Here is a 15,366-nt window from a genome sequence, read left to right as displayed (position 1 = left end):
CCCACCAGCCGGGGGCGGGAAACCTCACCTCCGGCTCCCGATGACGCCGCAGGCGATCCGGTTGCCGGAGTCGCCCGCCTTCAGCGTCTCGGCGTCCGGGCCCGTCTTCCCGTCATGGCTGTACCGGTCGGGGATGTTGGCCATGTTGTCCGGCTTCGAGTGGATGACGACGGAGGTGCCCTGCCGGGTGATCAACTGCCTGACGACGAAACGGTCCGTCACGTAGCTGGCGCCGGCGATCCCGTCCTCTCCCACCAGGAGATTCGGCAGGTCACCTGTGTGGTTCGGATGTTCGCCCGCCCCCAGATGAGGGCCCGCGTTGAAGAACGGGCTGCCCGTGGCGGGATCCTTCGAGTCGGGGTCACAGACGCCCCTGCTGTGGATGTGTAATCCGTGGAATCCCGGAGACAGGCCCGCGACCGCCACGGTCACCAGGGACTTGCCGTTCCCGCTGTCCTCGATCTGGAGCGTCCCGACGGTCTGCCCGCGCGCATCCTTGATCACGGCGCTCACCTTCGAGTCCGACGGCGACGGCGGCGGCGCCTCCGGGGCGGGCACGGCGATCCCCGTCCCCAGTACGGCGAGCAGGGCCACAGATGTCATGCCGACCATGGAGGCCTCCCCGTGACAAGATCCCGTTGCCTCTATGGCCAGGGTAAACACGACGACGGACGCCGTGGGGCCAAGGCGGCGTCAAGGTCTTGGGGTCAGCCCTTCATGGCCCCCGCCGTGAGACCTCCGATCAGATGCCGCTCGGCCACGGCGTAGAAGCCGAGGGCGGGGATCATGGCGAGCACGATGTAGGCCAGGATGCGCGCCGTCTCCGACGCGTGCTGCCCCTGGAACCGCTGCACTCCCAGCGGGATGGTCCACCAGTTCGGATCGTTGAACACGACGAGCGGCAGCATGAAGTTGTTCCAGCTGGCCACGACCGCCAGCACGGAGACCGTCGCGATCGCGGGCCTGGCCATCGGCAGCAGGATCCGCCAGAAGAAGCCGAAGGCGCCGCACCCGTCCAGCGTCGCGGCCTCCTCGAGCTCGCCGGGGATCGCCCGGAAGAATCCGCGCAGGATGACGATCGTCATCGGCAGCCCGAACGCCGCCTGCGGAAGGATCACGCCGAACGGGTTGTCCAGCAGGCCGAAGGTCCGCAACAACACGAACAGCGGCAGGATCGCCACCGCGAACGGGAACATCAGCCCGGCCGCGAACAGCGTGAACAGGAACTCCCTGCCCCGGAAGGCGAACCGGGCGAACACGAAGGCCGCCATCGCGGACACGCCGACCACGATGACCGTCGTCGCGATCGCGATGAACGTGCTGTTCCCCAGCTGGCGCCAGAACGACGCCGACATGATGACGTCCGTGTAGTTCTCCGGGACCCATGGCGAGGGCAGCCCGAAGGGGTTCGTGGAGAGCTGGCCGGTGTCCTTGAACCCGCCGAGCACGCCGTACAGCAGGGGCACGACGACGAACGCCGCGATCACCAGCACGACGAGGTGCAGGGAGAGTCCTCGCAGCCTTCCGGAGATCACCGGGTTCGCCCGGCCGTTCATCGCTGGTCTCGCATGACGGTGGTCGCTCCCTCGAGGTCACGGCGCAGGACGAATCGCTGGTAGGCGAGCGCGAAGACCAGGCTGATGAGGAACATCACCACGCTGATCGCGCTGGCGTAGCCGACCTGGAACCGGTTGAAGCCGAACTCGAACATCGTGACGGCCATGGTCTCCGACGAGTGCGTGGGACCGCCCTCGGTGATGATCCACACCAGGTCGAAGAGCTGGATCGCCCCGATGATGGACAGGAAGATGCTGATCCGGATCGTCGGGCCGAGCAGCGGCAGGGTGACGAACCTGAACACCTTCCAGCCGGAGGCCCCGTCGATCTGGGCGGCCTCCGTCAGCTCCTTCGGGATGCCCTGCCGGCCCGCCAAATAGATGATCATGTGGAAGCCGAAGTACTTCCACGTCATCACCAGGAACAGGGCGACCAGCACCGTCGACTGGTCGGCGAACCACTCCAGGCCGTCCAGGCCGAAGATGCCGAGGATCTGGTTCGCCAGCCCCTGGTCGGGAGAAAGGATCATCGTGAAGAGGACCGCGGTGATCGCCTCCGACAGGATGTACGGAGCGAAGAACACCAGCCGGTAGAAGGCCCGGCCGCGCAGCCGCTGGTTGAGCAGCAACGCGATGCCGAGCGCGAGCGGGAGTTGCACCACCACCGACAGGGCGATCAGGACGGCGCCATGCCAGAGGTCGCCGAGGAACACCTCATTGGCGAAGAGCCTGGTGAAGTTGTCGAGTCCCACGAATTCCGTGGGCGGTCCACCCAGGCCGCTCCATTTGAACGTGCTGGTGTAGAACGCCACCAGGATCGGTGCCACCACCAGCAGGCAGAACAGCACCAGCCCTGGCAGCAGGAACAGGGCGATCGTCACGAGGCCGCGTAATCGACCGCCTCGCGCGCCGGCGCTGGCCGGGCGCGCCTTCCTCCCCGCCGCAGCGGCGGGGAGGCGGGACGGCGCGCCCGGCTCTGTCGTCGTCTCCACGCGGCGCTACTCCGACTTCGCCGTCTCCGTGATGGCCTGGGTGATCTGTTCAGGGGTTTTGGTCCCGGCGATGAGCTCGGCCACGCTGTCGTTGACCTGCTGCCCGACGGCCGGCGGGTACGCCTGATCGAGGTAGAGCTGGAATCCGGTTGCGCCCGAAAGGTTTTTGGCTACGACCGAAAGATTCGGGTCCTTGACCGCGTCATCCTCGCCCTTGAGGACGGGGAGGACGCCGCCCGACTCGACCGCCTTGCGGTGTTCGGTGCTGTCAGTGAGGAACTTCAGGAACTCCACGGCCTCGGCCGGCGCGGTCGCGCCGATGGCGAACCCGCCGCCGCCGCCGAACGCCTCGGTCACCGCGCCCTTGCCGCCGTCCACCGTGGGGAAGGGGAAGAAGCCGAGGTCGTCGCCGATGCCCTTGCCCGCCGACGACTGCACGGACGGCGCCCACTGGCCCATCAGCTCCATGGCGGCCTTGCCGTTGCCCATGGTCGCCGCCTCACCGTCGGGCGTGTCGTACGCCGCGCCGAGGAAGCCCTTCTGGAACGGCTGGAGGTCGGCCAGTTGCTTGAGGCTCTGTCCCGCCTGCACGAAGGCGGGGGCCGTGAAGTCCTTGCTGTCGCCGGCCTGCTTGAGCGCGTCCAGCCCGCCGATCCGCATGGCGAGGTAGGCCCAGTAGTAGTGGCCGGGCCACTTGGCCTTGCCCGCGAGCGAGATCGGGGTGACGCCCGCGCCCTTGAGCTTCGTCACGTCGTCGAGGAACTGGGCCCAGGTGCCGGGAGGCTCGGTGATGCCGGCCTTGGCGAACAGCGACTTGTTGTACCAGAAGCCCACCATGCCGATGTCGTGCGGGATGGCGTACGTCTTGCCGTCGAGTTGGTAGGCGGCGAGCGCGGCATCGGTGAAGTTGCCGATCCAGGCCGTGTCGGCGGTCAGATCCTTGACCAGCCCCGCGTCGGCCTGCTGCTTGAGCACGCCGCCGCCCCAGGTCTGGAAGACGTCCGGCGCCTTGCCCGACTGGGTGGTCGTCGTCAGCTTGGGCTTGAACGCGTCGTTCTCGATGGGGACGTTCTTGATGGTGATGTTGGGGTGCTTGGCCTCGAAGTCCTTGATGGCCGTGGCGAAGACCGTCTTGAGCGGTTCGTTGGTCGCGATGTTCCAGAACTCGACCGTCACCTTCGCTCCGGCCGAGCTCTTGCCCGCACCGTCATCGCTCCCCGTGCCGCCACAACCTCCGAGGATCAGTACCGCCGCCGCCCAGAGCGCCGCACTTCGCCGAAACGATTTCACGGTGGTCCCTTCTGGCTCTGAAACTTTCGGGCATCATCCGATAGTTTCCGTCCGATGCCGCCGACGGTACAGCGGGGTTACGGCGGGATCAACGGCCGTTGTCGAGCTGTTACGGGGAGTGGCTAACCGACATGCACGTGTGGCCTGCAGGCGACGTCGGGCTCGGTCTTGCGCAGCACCTCACGGGTCAGCGCGGGCACGTCTCCGCCGCCGAACAGCACGTAGCGGATCATGGCGACGACCGGGTTGCCCTCCGCCCAGTGGAAGTAGATGTCCGGCACCTGTCCCGTGCGATCGCGCAGGTAGAGCAGGAGCGCGGCAAGTGCGCTGGGCACCGTCGGGCTCTCCATGCGCAACACGCGATGGCCCCACCGGTCCTCGCCGCAGACCCGAACCTCGGCCTCGAACTCCGAGGCGTCCGGCACGGTCACCTCGACGAACATGATCGGCTCCTCGCTGCGCAGCCGGTGGGTCAGCCACTGCTCACGCAGCTTGTCGTTGTACTCGGCCTGGTCGCGGGCGCCGGGTTCGTTGGCGATGAGGTGGATCCCGCCGGCCGCCTCGTTGACGAAATCCTCGGCGACCGGGTCGAGCCTCACATGGGTGACCCGAAGCTCGATCGACCGCGTCACCCGCGAGACCAGCGAGGTCGCGATGATCGCGACGATGAAGAAGGACGCGATCTTCACGCCGTCCGGGCGTTCGATCACGTTGGCCACGAGCGTGTAGGCGAGCACCACGTCGACCACCACGAACGCGTCCGCGAGCCTGCGCCTGCCCTGTCGGCGGGCCGAGATGGTGACCGCGACCGCCGCGGAGAGGATCAGCACGAGCACGCCCGTGGCGTACGCCCCGCTCTGGGAGTCGACGTCGGCGTGGAAGATGATCGTGATGGCGAAGGCGATCGCGGTGAACACCAGCACCAGCGGCCGGACGGCGCGCGTCCAGTCGGGGGCCATGCCATACCGGGGCAGGTAGCGCGGGACGAGGTTGATCAGTCCCGCCATCGCCGACGCCCCGGCGAACCACAGGATCGCGATCGTGCTGACGTCATAGAGCGTCCCGAAGTAGTTGCCCAGGTAGTCGTGGGCGAGATACGCGAGGGCCCGGCCGTTGGCGCTCCCGCCCCTGCGGAACTCCTGCTCCGGGATCAGCACGCTCGTCGCGAAACTGCTGAGGATCAAGAAGACGCTCATGACCAGGGCGGCGGTCGTCAAAAGCCGCTTCGTCCCCCTGATCCGGCGGGTCAGATCTCCCTTGACCAGCGGCATCACGGCCACACCCGTTTCGAAGCCGGACAGCCCCAGGGCGAGCTTCGGCATCACCAGCAACGAGACCCCGATCATCGCGAGCGGGCTGCCGTGCTCGGCCAGCAACAGCCGCCTCCAGTCGGCGACGACCGGCGGATGCTCGGCGATGTGGAGCAGAGAGATCGCGACGACCACCGCGTTGAGCGCCAGGTAGACGCCGACCAGCACCACCGCGATGCCGATGGCCTCCCTGAACCCCATCAGGAACACCACGCCCAGCAGTGCCAGCAGGCCAAGAGTGACCGCGACCCGATGCCCCTGCAGAGCCTGCGGCGCGAACGGATTCTCCAGGATGTGCGCCGTGGCGTCCGCCGCCGACAAGGTCATCGTGATCACGAAGTCCGTGGCCGCGAACCCGAGCAGGACCAGCACGAACACCTTGCCCCACCATTTGGGGGCCAGCCGCTCCAGCATCGCGATCGAACCCTGGCCGTACGGGCTCTCCACCGCCACCCGCCGGTATACCGGCAAGGCGCCCAGCAGCGTCAGGAGCACCAGGAACAGCGTGGCGATCGGGGACAGCGCACCCGCCGCGAGCGCGGCGATGCCCGGCTGGTAGCCGAGTGTCGAGAAGTAGTCGACACCGGTCAGGCACATCACCTGCCACCACCGGTGCCGCGCATGCGGCGCCTCGGGACCGTGCGGCCCCACGGCCTTCAGGTCCGCGTGCTGGAGCCCCTCCAGGAGCCACGAGCGCAACCTGTCCATGGCCGCCACATCACGAAACGCTACTGAGCGCCGTGCATACGGCCCGAGCCCCAAGACGTCAAAAACCGGTATGGATCTGGCGGTTGACACACGACGGCTAAAGCCATTAGCTTTTCAGCTATGAGCATTAGCAAGAGTGAGACGCGATTCCTCGACCTGCCCGGCGGGCGGCTCGCCTACAGCGTCGAAGGCCCCCAGGACGGGCCCCTCGTGGTGTGCGCACACGGCATGGGCGACACCCGCGCCGCCTACCGGCACCTGACGCCGCTCCTGACCGATGCGGGGCGCCGCGTGGCCGTCGTCGACGTGCGCGGACACGGCGAGTCGAGCACGGGCTGGTCGTCCTACGCTCCCGAGCACGTCGCGGGCGACCTGCTCGCCCTCGTGCGCCACCTCGGCGGGCCGGCCGTACTGGTCGGCAGTTCTTCCAGCACGGCGGCCGCGACGTGGGCCGCGGCCGACTCCCCCGTCGACGTCACCGGGCTCGTCCTGATCAGCCCGTTCGTCGACGACCCGAAGCTCAGCCTGGTCCTGCGGGCGGCGCAGGGGCTGGTCACGCACAGCCCGCTGCTGTGGGGGATGTACTACAGGTCACTGTTCCCGACCGTGAAGCCTGCTGATCTCGACGACCACCTGCGCCACCTCAGGACGACCCTGCGGCAGCCCGGCAGGATGGCCGCGACCCGCGGAGTCGTCGCACCCACTGAGACCCGCTGGACCGAGCGAACGGGAGACGTGCGATGCCCGGTTCTGGTCGTCATGGGCACCAGGGACCCCGACTTCCCCGATCCGGAGAAGGAGGCCCGGCTGGCGGTCGACCTGATGGCCCCGCTCGCCCGGCTTTCGATGATCGAGGGCTCGGGACACTACCCTTACCAGGACATGCCCGGGCCGACCGCCGAGGCGATCCGCGAGTTCCTCCAGGAGACCGTCAGTGCCTAGAGCGGGCCTGTCCCCCGCCGGCGTCGTCGACGCGGCGCTCGCCCTCATCGACGAACAGGGGCCGGAGGCTCTCACGCTGTCCGCGGTGGCGGTCCGCACCGGCGTGGCCACGCCGTCCCTCTACAAGCACGTACGGAACATCAGCGAACTGCGGACGCTGATCGCCCAGCGGGTCATGGAGGAGATGACCGACCTGGTGGGCACCGCCGTGATGGGCCGCGGCGGGCCCGAGGCCGTCATCGCGCTGATGCGGGTGTGGCGCCGTTACGCCGTCGAGCACCCGTTCCGCTACGCGGCCATGCCCCCGGCGCCGCTGATCGACCCCGCGCTCGCCGAGGCGGGCGGCAGGCTGCTGGAGGTCGTGCTCGCCGTGCTGCGCGGGTGCGGGCTGGAAGGCGGAGCCGCGGTCCACACCGCCCGCTGCCTGCGGGCGGCCGTCCACGGCTTCGCCGTACTGGAAGTGGCCGGAGGATTCGGACTGTCGGAGGATCTGGACACGTCCTACCGGCTGCTGGAGAAGACGATCGTCGATGGTCTTCTGCCGGCGGAGAACGACTAGGCCACGTCGAGCGGATCATGCTCCGCCGCGGCGTGGCCGGGCATTCTCGAAACGGTCAGGCGGGCCGCGTGATCAGGATCGCCAGTCCGACAAGGACGACGACAGGGATCAGCCAGACGACGACCTCGCCGAGGAACTCCTTGTACATGGACCCGTCCTCCGGATGACGCGCGCGAATGTGAACCGCACGCAGCATATTCGGTCGTGGGACCTGCCGGAACCCCGGCCCGGCGGCACGTGCCAGGATCGAGCGGTGCGGTACATCATCATCGGCGCCGGCGCCATCGGCGGGACCATCGGCGGGCGGCTCTTCCAGAGCGGCCACGACGTCCTCCTCGTCGCCCGCGGCGCACACTACGAGGCCTTACGCGACGGCGGCCTGCGCCTGATCACCCCCGAAGGCGACGTCCGCCTGCCGATCCCGGTCACGGACCGGCCCGTACGGCTCGGCGACGACGACGTGCTCGTCCTCGCGACCAAGACCCAGGACACGGCCGGCGCGCTCGACGCGTGGGCGGACCGGCCGGTCGGGGGAGACGGCACGGCCGCGGAACGGCTGCCGCTCGTCTGCGCGCAGAACGCCGTGGAGAACGAGCGTGTCGCGCTGCGCCGCTTCGCCCGGGTCTATGGGATGTGCGTGTGGATGCCCGCTCTGCACCTCGAGCCCGGGATCGTCGCGACGTACGGCAGGCCGCTGTCCGGCATGCTCCCCATCGGCCGTTATCCCCAGGGTGTGGACGAGACGGCCGAGCGGATCGCGGCCGACCTCACCGCGAGCAACTTCGCCGCTTTCCCCGTGGCCGACGTCATGCGGTGGAAGTACGCCAAGCTGCTGACCAACCTCGGCAACGCCGTCGACGCCCTGTGCGGCCACGCGGACGGCCGGCAGAAGATCGTCCAGCGCGCCTACGAGGAGGGCCGCGCCGTGCTCGACGCCGCCGGCATCCCGTACGCCTCCCGGGAGGAGGAGCGGGCGACGCGGCGGGACTCGGTCGAGGTCGCGCCGCTGGAAGGCGTCACACGCGGCGGAGGGTCGTCGTGGCAGAGCCTGGCCAGGGGCGCCGGCTCGATCGAGACCGGCTACCTCAACGGGGAGATCGTGCTGCTCGGCCGCCTCCATGGCGTGCCCACCCCGGTCAACCTCGTGCTCCAGCGGGAGTCCGACCGGTTCGCCCGCGAGCGTCTGGCGCCCGGCACCCTGGGCGTCGAGGCCCTGGAACGCCTCATGGAGTGAAGCCCTACGGCTGGAAGCGGTAGCCCATCCCCGGCTCGGTCAGCAGATGCTCGGGCCGGCCGGGGTTGGGCTCCAGCTTGCGGCGCAACTGCGCCATGTACTGCCGCAGGTAGTTGGTCTCCTTCAGGTACGCGGGCCCCCACACCTGGGTCAGCAGATGGCGCTGGCTGATGAGCTTGCCGGGGTTACGCAGAAGGATCTCCAGCAGGTGCCACTCGGTCGGCGTCAGCCGTACGCCACTGGAGATCGTCTTGTTGGCCAGGTCGACCTCCAGGTCTCCCAGGAGCACCTTGGCCTCCGATGCCTCCTTGGGGCTGGTGCGCCGGGTCACCGCCCGGATCCGGGCCAGCAGTTCGTCGACCCCGAACGGCTTGGTGACGTAGTCGTCGGCACCGGCGTCGAGGGCGTCGACCTTGTCCGAGCCCCCCGGCCGCCCGGACAGCACGATGATCGGCACGCTGGTCCAGCCGCGCAGGCCGTGTATGACGTCCACGCCGTCCATGTCCGGCAGGCCGAGGTCGAGGACGACGAGGTCGGGATGCCAGTCCGCCGCCAACCTCAGGGCGGCACCGCCGTCGGGCGCCACCTCGACCTCGTAATGGCGCGCTGCGAGGTTGATCCGCAGCGCGCGGAGGATCTGCGGCTCGTCGTCGACGACGAGGATGCGGGGCATGATCCCGCGCGGCGAAGGTTCACCCACAAGTTCCAGGCTACGACCTGAGGAGAAGGCACTTGATCGGCTAGGGTGCTGAGCGCCAATCCCCCAGGAGGACCACATGAGCGACTACACCACGACATTTGCCTTCATCGACGGCGACAACGACGGCCTGATCTCGGCCGCCGAACTGGTCCGGCTCATGGACGTGCTCGGTCAGCCGATCACCGCCGACGGCGCCCAGGAAGCGATCGCCAAGGTGGACGCCGACAACGACGGCCTCATCAACCTCAAGGAGTTCGGCGTGTGGCTGGAAGCCCGCTCGTCCTGAGGCCTCGGGCGGACGTCCGCTCGTGCAGGCCGAACCTCTGATCGGGTTCGGCCCGGCCTTCCACCACCTCGGCGACGTACTCGGCCAGGACGGGGGCGTGCTTGAAGCCGTGCCCGGAGTCGCCGCCGAGCAGCCAGACCCCGTGGGCCGCCTCGGCGATGATCCATTCGGCGTCGGCGGTCAGCGCGTACTGGCAGACCTGGCTGAACAGCACCGGCGCGCCGGTGAGCGCGGGGAACCGCCGGCCGATGTAGTCCCGGGCGAGTTCCTCGTTGGCCGCGAGCACCTGCCGGCTCCCGGTCTCCGGATCGTACGGCTCGCCCTCGGCGTCGCTGGTGATCTTCATGCCGGCCCCGCCGATGTCGCCGTGCCCGTAGGCCGACAGGTCGTAGTCGCAGAAGGCCGGCAGCGGCGGCGAGGCCCACTCGCGGGGCACGGCGAAGTGGAACGTGTCCTGCCTGGTGACCTTCATCGGCACGTCGAACAGGCCGGGCAGCCACGCCCCGCAGGCCCACACGACCCGGTCCGCCGTCAGCACCTCGCCGTCGGCCACCACACCCGTCCGCTCGCCGTACGGCAGGGCCCTGGCGCGGACGAACGTGACACCGGCCGCCCGGGCCAGCCTGGCGACCGCCAGCGTGGCATCGCGGGCCCTGAGGACGCCCGCCTCCGGCTCCCAGAGCACGAACGCCAGGTCATCTCCCCGGAAGGCGGGGAACCTGCGTCCGGCTTCCTCGGGGTCGAGCAGCTCATGGGGGATTTCCAGATTTTTCAGGACCTGGGCACTTCTGCTCTCCCAGCCGTCCTCCCGATAGGCGAACCACATCAGCCCCGACTCGACGAGAAGCTCCTCGCCGGCCCGCTCGCCGAGCCTCCGCCAGCCGTCCACGGCCCGCCGCGCCATCCGCGCGTACCACTCGTCCGACCCGTGCGAGCTGCGCAGCAGCCGCGTGTGTCCCGCGCTGGCCTGGCGGACGTGACCTGGCGCGTACTGCTCGACCAGCGTGACCCGCCAGCCGGTCTCGGCCAGCCGTAACGACAGCGACAGTCCCCAGATCCCCGCACCGACCACGATCACCGACTTCACGTGTTCATTGTCGCGATAATCGTGAACATGATGACGGCCGAGTCGGCACAGACGCTGGAACGAGGGTTACGGCTGCTCCGGCTGCTCGCGGACGGCCACGGAGGCCACACGCCCACCGAGCTCGCCCACGAACTCGGCCTGAGCCGGCCGGCCGTCTACCGGCTGATCACGACCCTGCAGGAGGAGGGCTTCGCCCGCCGCGACGCGGAGGGGCGGGTGCACCTCGGGTTCGGTGTGCTCGCACTGGCCCAGGCCGTGCAGCCGCTGCTGCGGGCCGCCGCCGTCCCCGTGCTGCGGACGCTCGCGGAACGGGCCGGCGCGACGGCCCACCTGACCGTGGCGGAGGGCGAGGACGGCCTGGCCGTGGCGGTGGTGGAGCCGTCCTGGACGGACTTCCACGTGGCCTACCGCGAGGGGTCGCGGCACCCGCTGACGCGCGGCGCCGCCGGGCTGGCCCTGCTCGCACTCCGGTCGGGACAGGACGAGCCGTCGCTCCACCTCACGAGGGACCAGCTCCAGGAGGGTGCTCGGGGCCTCGCCGCCCCCGTGCGGGGGCTCACGGGCCTGGAGGCGTCGGTGGGCGTGGTGACCTTCAGCGACCTCGATGTGGAGGCGGTCGGCCCTCTGGTGCTCGCCGCGGCCGCGGAGGTCGCCGCCGCGCTTGCCCATCCGAAACGAGACGATTTTCCCCCATAGGCAATGGTTTGACATCTGGTGCGCATTGGCGGATCGTCGTACGTATAGAGGACGCGCGCGTCCGATATTCGGACATGGAGGGTCGCCATGCCGTACTACCGCGTCGTCGGCGAGGTACCGGATAAACGTCATGTGCAGTTCCGCAGGCCTGATGGAGGGCTGTACCAGGAGGAGTTGATGGGCGAGGAGGGCTTCTCCTCCGACTCCTCACTCCTGTACCACCGGTACGCGCCCACGGCGATCGTCAAGGCCGAGGCCGTCGATCAGGGCGGCTCCGGGCTGAGCCCGAACCTGCCGCTCTCCCCGCGTCACTTCCGCACGCAGGACCTGCGGCCGGACGGCGACCTGGTCTCCGGCCGGATGTTGCTGGCGGGCAACTCCGACGTCCGCATCTCGTACGCCGCGACCAGCGCCCCCAGCGAGCTGTACCGGGACTCCATGGGAGACGAGTGCGTCTACATCGCGAGCGGACGTGCGCGCTTCGAGTCGGCCTACGGGGCCATGGAGGTGGGCGAGGGCGACTACGTCGTCGTCCCGACGGGGGCGATCCACCGCTGGGTGCCGGACGGTCCGGTGACCGCGCTGGTCATCGAGGCGTCCGGCCACATCCGCCCGCCGAAGCGCTACCTCTCCCAGCACGGCCAGTTCCTGGAGCACGCCCCCTACTCCGAGCGTGACCTGCGCGCCCCGGCCGAGCCGTTCCTCGTGGACGGCGAGGAGGTCGCCGTGCTGGTCCGCACGCGGGGCGGGCTGACCAGGCTGACCTACGCCCACCACCCCTTCGACGTGGTGGGCTGGGACGGCTGCCTGTATCCGTACGTCTTCAACATCCGCGACTTCGAGCCCATCGTGAAGCGCACCCACGCGCCGCCGCCGGTCCACCAGACGTTCGAGGGCCCGGGCTTCGTGATCTGCTCGTTCTGCCCGCGTCCGCTCGACTTCCACCCGGACGCCGTGCCGATCCCCTACAACCACCACAACGTCGACTCCGACGAGTTCATGTTCTACGCGGGCGGCGACTACACCGCGCGCAGGGGCTCCGGCATCGACGTCGGCTCGGTCTCGCTGCATCCGGCGGGCTTCACCCACGGGCCCCAGCCCGGCGCGGTCGAGGCCGCCGTCGAGGCCGTACGGCAGGGCCTGTCGGTGACCAGCGAGATGGCCGTCATGCTCGACACCTTCCGGCCCCTCGACCTCGGCCCGGCGGCCCTCGCCTGCGAGGACCCCGGTTACGCCTGGACCTGGGCGGTGCGAGCGTGAGCTTCGGCGTGGAGAACCTGCCCTACGGCGTGTTCTCCCGCCCCGGCGAGGCGCCCCGTGTGGGCGTGCGGGTCGAGGACCAGGTCCTCGACCTCGCCCCCGCCCTGGGCGACCCGGTCTTCGCCTCATCGTCCCTCAACGCGTTCATGGCGCTGGGCCGTACGGCGTGGGCGCGGGCGCGGGCCCGCATCAGGCGGGTGGCGGCCTCCGGGGACCCCCGGCACCTGATCCCGCTCGGCGACGTGACCCTCCATCTGCCGATCGAGGTGGCCGACTACGTCGACTTCTACGCCTCGCTCGAGCACGCCTCGAATCTCGGCCGGATGTTCCGGCCGAACGAGGAGCCGCTGAAGCCGAACTGGCGGCACCTCCCCGTGGGCTACCACGGGCGGGCGGGCACGGTGGTGGTCTCCGGCACGCCGATCAGGCGGCCGAGCGGGCAGCGCCCGACGTTCGGCCCCACCGAGAAGCTGGACATCGAGGCCGAGCTGGGGTTCGTCGTCGGCGTGCCCACCGCCCTCGGCGAGCGGGCCGGCGCCTTCGAGGACCACGTCTTCGGAGTGACCCTGGTCAACGACTGGAGCGCGCGGGACATCCAGGCCTGGGAGTACGTCCCGCTCGGACCCTTCCTCGGCAAGTCGTTCGCGACCTCGGTCTCGCCGTGGATCACGCCGTTGGAGGCGCTGGAGGACGCCAGGGTCGAGGGACCGGCCCAGGACCCCGAACCGGTCGCCTACCTGCGCAGGTCCGCCCCGTGGGGCCTCGACCTCACTCTGCGCGTCGAGCTCAACGGCGAGCAGATCTCGGCCCCGCCGTACCGGGACATGTACTGGACGCCGGATCAGATGCTCGCCCACATGACCGTGAACGGCGCCTCCCTGCGCACCGGCGACCTGTTCGCCAGCGGCACCGTGTCGGGAGTCGGCCGGCCGGGGTCCCTCATCGAGCTGACCTGGAACGGCGCCGAGCCGATCGAGCTCGGGAGCGGGGAGAAGAGGATCTTCCTCGAGGACGGCGACGTCGTCACGATCTCCGCCGTGACGCCGGGCGGCCTCAGCCTCGGCGAGGTGTCGGGAACCATCCTGCCCGCCACCTAACGTGTTCCTGTCGTCACTCATCGCTACCCTGGGGCGATGCGTCTCGCGGTAACGATCATGATCCTGCTCTTACTGGCGGCCTGCGCGCGGGTCGTCCCTCCGGCCCCCCGGATCACGATGTCCCCCGCGGCCGACACCGCCTCGGCCGCGACGGAACGCGGCCTCACCGTCACGGCGGACGGCGGAAGGCTGACCAGCGTGCTGGCCTACGCCGGGCGGGATCTCGTCCCCGGGTCCTTCGACGCCTCGCGTGCGACGTGGCACTCGTCCTGGACGCTCCGGCCCGGCACCGAATACGTGGTGAACGCCGTCGCCACCGGACGGGACGGCGTCACCGCCCAGATCGCCGGCAGGTTCCGGACCCTCCGCCCGCAGCACACGCTCGCCATCGGCTCCGTCACTCCGGCCGACGGCGAGACCGTCGGTGTGGGCATGCCGATCATCGTGACGTTCACGGGCCCCGTCGAGGACCGGGCGGCCGTCGAGAGGGCTCTGGAGGTGCGGAGCGGCGTCGAGGGGGCCTGGCACTGGTTCGGCGACCGGCAGGTCGTCTACCGGACACGGTCGATGTGGCCCGCCAGGCGCAAGGTCGTCCTCGACGCCCACCTCACGGGTGTCCGGACAGGCCCCGGCACGTACGGCACGGCCGACCGGACCGTCTCCTTCGAGGTCGGCCGCGCGATGGTCAGCACGGTCGACACCAGGACCCACCAGATGGTGGTGAAGCAGGACGGGGAGGTGGCCCGGCGGATGGCCGTCAGCGCGGGCATGGGCACCACCGAGGAGTACACCACGACCAGCGGCGTCCACCTGACCATGGACAAGGCCGACCCGGTCCGCATGATCTCGCCCGGGCGCGAGAAGGGCGAACCGGGATATTACGACGAGGTGATCGACTACGCCGTGCGGATTTCCAACAGCGGCGAATACGTCCACGCCATGGACAACGAATGGGCCCAGGGCCGCGCCAACGTGAGCCACGGATGCATCAACGCCCGGCCCGACCAGGCCGAATGGTTCTTCGAGCACGCCCTGCGCGGCGATCCGGTCATAATCACAGGAACCACCAGAAAGCTGGCACCGGACAACGGGTGGGGATTTTGGCAATTCACCTGGGCCGACTGGCTCAGTGGCAGCGAACTTCCCATACAGAGTTAATCTAAAAGGGAGGAACCCTGCGAGATCGGAATCCGTTCATTGCTATGGAGGCGAGGCAATGGACTCGTGGATCATCTGGCTCATTCTGGCCGCGGCGCTCGGCGTCGCTGAGATCTTCACGCTGACCGCCGCGCTCGGAATCCTGTCGATCGCCGCCCTCCTGACGGCCGGAGTGGGCCTGATCGGGCTGCCGCCCTCCCTCCAACTCGTCGTCTTCATCGTGGCCTCGACCGCCGGGCTCATCGGCGTCCGGCCGATCGCCCAGCGCCACATCAGGCAACCTCCGTCGCAGCGCTTCGGGGTGTCGGCGCTCGTCGGCAAGGCCGCGTACGTGACCAGAGAGGTCACCGGCCGGGACGGCCGGGTACGCATCGGGGGCGAGGAGTGGTCGGCGCGGGCCTACGACGAGACACTGGTCATCCCCCCGGGGGCCACGGTAGACGTCATCGAGATCGAGGGCGCCACAGCCCTCGTCTATCCACGGGAGTAAG

The 15,366-nt window shown here is 69.5% G+C and carries 16 protein-coding genes; 9 read left to right on the top strand and 7 right to left on the bottom strand.

Translation table 11 applies throughout. The features are described from left to right. Positions 1 to 24 precede the first annotated feature (24 nt). The 5 genes from Pmi06nite_RS13415 to Pmi06nite_RS13395 form a co-directional block, all read right to left on the bottom strand. Positions 25 to 612: a superoxide dismutase family protein gene (locus Pmi06nite_RS13415; protein ID WP_203953295.1), complete on the bottom strand. Its 588-nt coding sequence runs from the start codon at positions 610 to 612 to the stop codon at positions 25 to 27. A 95-nt stretch (positions 613 to 707) separates the two neighbouring features. Then, on the bottom strand, positions 708 to 1,556 hold the full coding sequence (locus tag Pmi06nite_RS13410) for a carbohydrate ABC transporter permease (RefSeq protein ID WP_203953294.1): 849 nt from the start codon (positions 1,554 to 1,556) through the stop codon (positions 708 to 710). Next, positions 1,553 to 2,548, bottom strand: a complete 996-nt coding sequence (locus Pmi06nite_RS13405; protein WP_203953293.1) for a carbohydrate ABC transporter permease — start codon at positions 2,546 to 2,548, stop codon at positions 1,553 to 1,555. The genes Pmi06nite_RS13410 and Pmi06nite_RS13405 overlap by 4 nt, the downstream gene beginning before the upstream one ends. Before the next feature lie 6 nt (positions 2,549 to 2,554). After that, positions 2,555 to 3,838, bottom strand: coding sequence for an extracellular solute-binding protein (locus Pmi06nite_RS13400; RefSeq protein WP_203953292.1), 1,284 nt, complete (start codon positions 3,836 to 3,838; stop codon positions 2,555 to 2,557). Between the two features lie 122 nt (positions 3,839 to 3,960). Beyond that, entirely contained in the window at positions 3,961 to 5,856 is a 1,896-nt protein-coding gene (locus tag Pmi06nite_RS13395; protein WP_239113874.1) for an APC family permease, read from the bottom strand. A 120-nt stretch (positions 5,857 to 5,976) separates the two neighbouring features. Between Pmi06nite_RS13395 and Pmi06nite_RS13390 the strand changes: the two genes are divergently transcribed. The 3 genes from Pmi06nite_RS13390 (at position 5,977) to Pmi06nite_RS13380 (ending at position 8,591) form a co-directional block, all read left to right on the top strand. Further along, positions 5,977 to 6,798 (top strand): alpha/beta fold hydrolase, encoded by an 822-nt coding sequence (locus Pmi06nite_RS13390; protein ID WP_203953291.1) that lies wholly within the window; start codon positions 5,977 to 5,979, stop codon positions 6,796 to 6,798. Then, positions 6,791 to 7,357: a TetR/AcrR family transcriptional regulator gene (locus Pmi06nite_RS13385; RefSeq protein WP_203953290.1), complete on the top strand. Its 567-nt coding sequence runs from the start codon at positions 6,791 to 6,793 to the stop codon at positions 7,355 to 7,357. The genes Pmi06nite_RS13390 and Pmi06nite_RS13385 overlap by 8 nt, the downstream gene beginning before the upstream one ends. A 253-nt stretch (positions 7,358 to 7,610) precedes the next feature. After that, positions 7,611 to 8,591 carry a ketopantoate reductase family protein gene (locus Pmi06nite_RS13380; RefSeq protein WP_203953289.1) on the top strand — a complete coding sequence of 327 codons (981 nt, stop codon included), beginning with the start codon at positions 7,611 to 7,613 and terminating at the stop codon, positions 8,589 to 8,591. Positions 8,592 to 8,595: 4 nt separating this feature from the next. Here the strand turns inward: Pmi06nite_RS13380 and Pmi06nite_RS13375 are convergent, their stop codons facing one another. Beyond that, positions 8,596 to 9,264 carry a response regulator gene (locus tag Pmi06nite_RS13375; protein ID WP_203953326.1) on the bottom strand — a complete coding sequence of 223 codons (669 nt, stop codon included), beginning with the start codon at positions 9,262 to 9,264 and terminating at the stop codon, positions 8,596 to 8,598. Positions 9,265 to 9,367: 103 nt separating this feature from the next. On the opposite strand from Pmi06nite_RS13375, the gene Pmi06nite_RS13370 reads away from it, so the two are divergent. Then, positions 9,368 to 9,577: an EF-hand domain-containing protein gene (locus Pmi06nite_RS13370; protein ID WP_203953288.1), complete on the top strand. Its 210-nt coding sequence runs from the start codon at positions 9,368 to 9,370 to the stop codon at positions 9,575 to 9,577. Here the strand turns inward: Pmi06nite_RS13370 and Pmi06nite_RS13365 are convergent. After that, complete coding sequence (locus Pmi06nite_RS13365) at positions 9,537 to 10,664, bottom strand: NAD(P)/FAD-dependent oxidoreductase (protein ID WP_203953287.1); 1,128 nt, start codon at positions 10,662 to 10,664, stop codon at positions 9,537 to 9,539. The two genes, Pmi06nite_RS13370 and Pmi06nite_RS13365, sit on opposite strands and share 41 nt — an antisense overlap. 27 nt (positions 10,665 to 10,691) lie before the next feature. Here Pmi06nite_RS13365 and Pmi06nite_RS13360 point away from each other — a divergent pair, with 27 nt between their 5' ends. The 5 genes from Pmi06nite_RS13360 (at position 10,692) to Pmi06nite_RS13340 (ending at position 15,365) form a co-directional block, all read left to right on the top strand. After that, positions 10,692 to 11,360: a helix-turn-helix domain-containing protein gene (locus Pmi06nite_RS13360; RefSeq protein WP_239113873.1), complete on the top strand. Its 669-nt coding sequence runs from the start codon at positions 10,692 to 10,694 to the stop codon at positions 11,358 to 11,360. Between the two features lie 87 nt (positions 11,361 to 11,447). Then, positions 11,448 to 12,620: a homogentisate 1,2-dioxygenase gene (locus tag Pmi06nite_RS13355; RefSeq protein WP_203953286.1), complete on the top strand. Its 1,173-nt coding sequence runs from the start codon at positions 11,448 to 11,450 to the stop codon at positions 12,618 to 12,620. Continuing rightward, positions 12,617 to 13,717, top strand: a complete 1,101-nt coding sequence (gene fahA, locus Pmi06nite_RS13350) for a fumarylacetoacetase (protein ID WP_203953285.1) — start codon at positions 12,617 to 12,619, stop codon at positions 13,715 to 13,717. The genes Pmi06nite_RS13355 and fahA overlap by 4 nt, the downstream gene beginning before the upstream one ends. Before the next feature lie 36 nt (positions 13,718 to 13,753). Beyond that, positions 13,754 to 14,875, top strand: a complete 1,122-nt coding sequence (locus Pmi06nite_RS13345; RefSeq protein ID WP_203953284.1) for a L,D-transpeptidase — start codon at positions 13,754 to 13,756, stop codon at positions 14,873 to 14,875. A gap of 58 nt (positions 14,876 to 14,933) precedes the next feature. Then, a complete protein-coding gene (locus tag Pmi06nite_RS13340; protein WP_203953283.1) occupies positions 14,934 to 15,365 on the top strand; it encodes an NfeD family protein in 432 nt (143 codons plus the stop codon). The last annotated feature ends 1 nt before the right edge of the window (position 15,366 follow it).

Source organism: Planotetraspora mira (genome assembly GCF_016863275.1).
GTDB classification, from domain to species: Bacteria; Actinomycetota; Actinomycetes; order Streptosporangiales; family Streptosporangiaceae; genus Planotetraspora; species Planotetraspora mira.
Note: the sequence above shows the minus strand (reverse complement) of the source record. Positions and strands in the feature narration are given on the sequence as shown.

Excerpts from the sequence above, each read along its gene's own strand:
- Pmi06nite_RS13415 (WP_203953295.1), bottom strand. The coding sequence starts at position 612 with ATGGTCGGCATGACATCTGTGGCCCTGCTCGCCGTACTGGGGACGGGG.
- Pmi06nite_RS13410 (WP_203953294.1), bottom strand. The coding sequence starts at position 1,556 with ATGAACGGCCGGGCGAACCCGGTGATCTCCGGAAGGCTGCGAGGACTC.
- Pmi06nite_RS13395 (WP_239113874.1), bottom strand. The coding sequence starts at position 5,856 with ATGGACAGGTTGCGCTCGTGGCTCCTGGAGGGGCTCCAGCACGCGGAC.
- Pmi06nite_RS13390 (WP_203953291.1), top strand. The coding sequence starts at position 5,977 with ATGAGCATTAGCAAGAGTGAGACGCGATTCCTCGACCTGCCCGGCGGG.
- Pmi06nite_RS13375 (WP_203953326.1), bottom strand. The coding sequence starts at position 9,264 with ATGCCCCGCATCCTCGTCGTCGACGACGAGCCGCAGATCCTCCGCGCG.
- Pmi06nite_RS13370 (WP_203953288.1), top strand. The coding sequence starts at position 9,368 with ATGAGCGACTACACCACGACATTTGCCTTCATCGACGGCGACAACGAC.
- Pmi06nite_RS13360 (WP_239113873.1), top strand. The coding sequence starts at position 10,692 with ATGATGACGGCCGAGTCGGCACAGACGCTGGAACGAGGGTTACGGCTG.
- Pmi06nite_RS13355 (WP_203953286.1), top strand. The coding sequence starts at position 11,448 with ATGCCGTACTACCGCGTCGTCGGCGAGGTACCGGATAAACGTCATGTG.
- Pmi06nite_RS13345 (WP_203953284.1), top strand. The coding sequence starts at position 13,754 with ATGCGTCTCGCGGTAACGATCATGATCCTGCTCTTACTGGCGGCCTGC.
- Pmi06nite_RS13340 (WP_203953283.1), top strand. The coding sequence starts at position 14,934 with ATGGACTCGTGGATCATCTGGCTCATTCTGGCCGCGGCGCTCGGCGTC.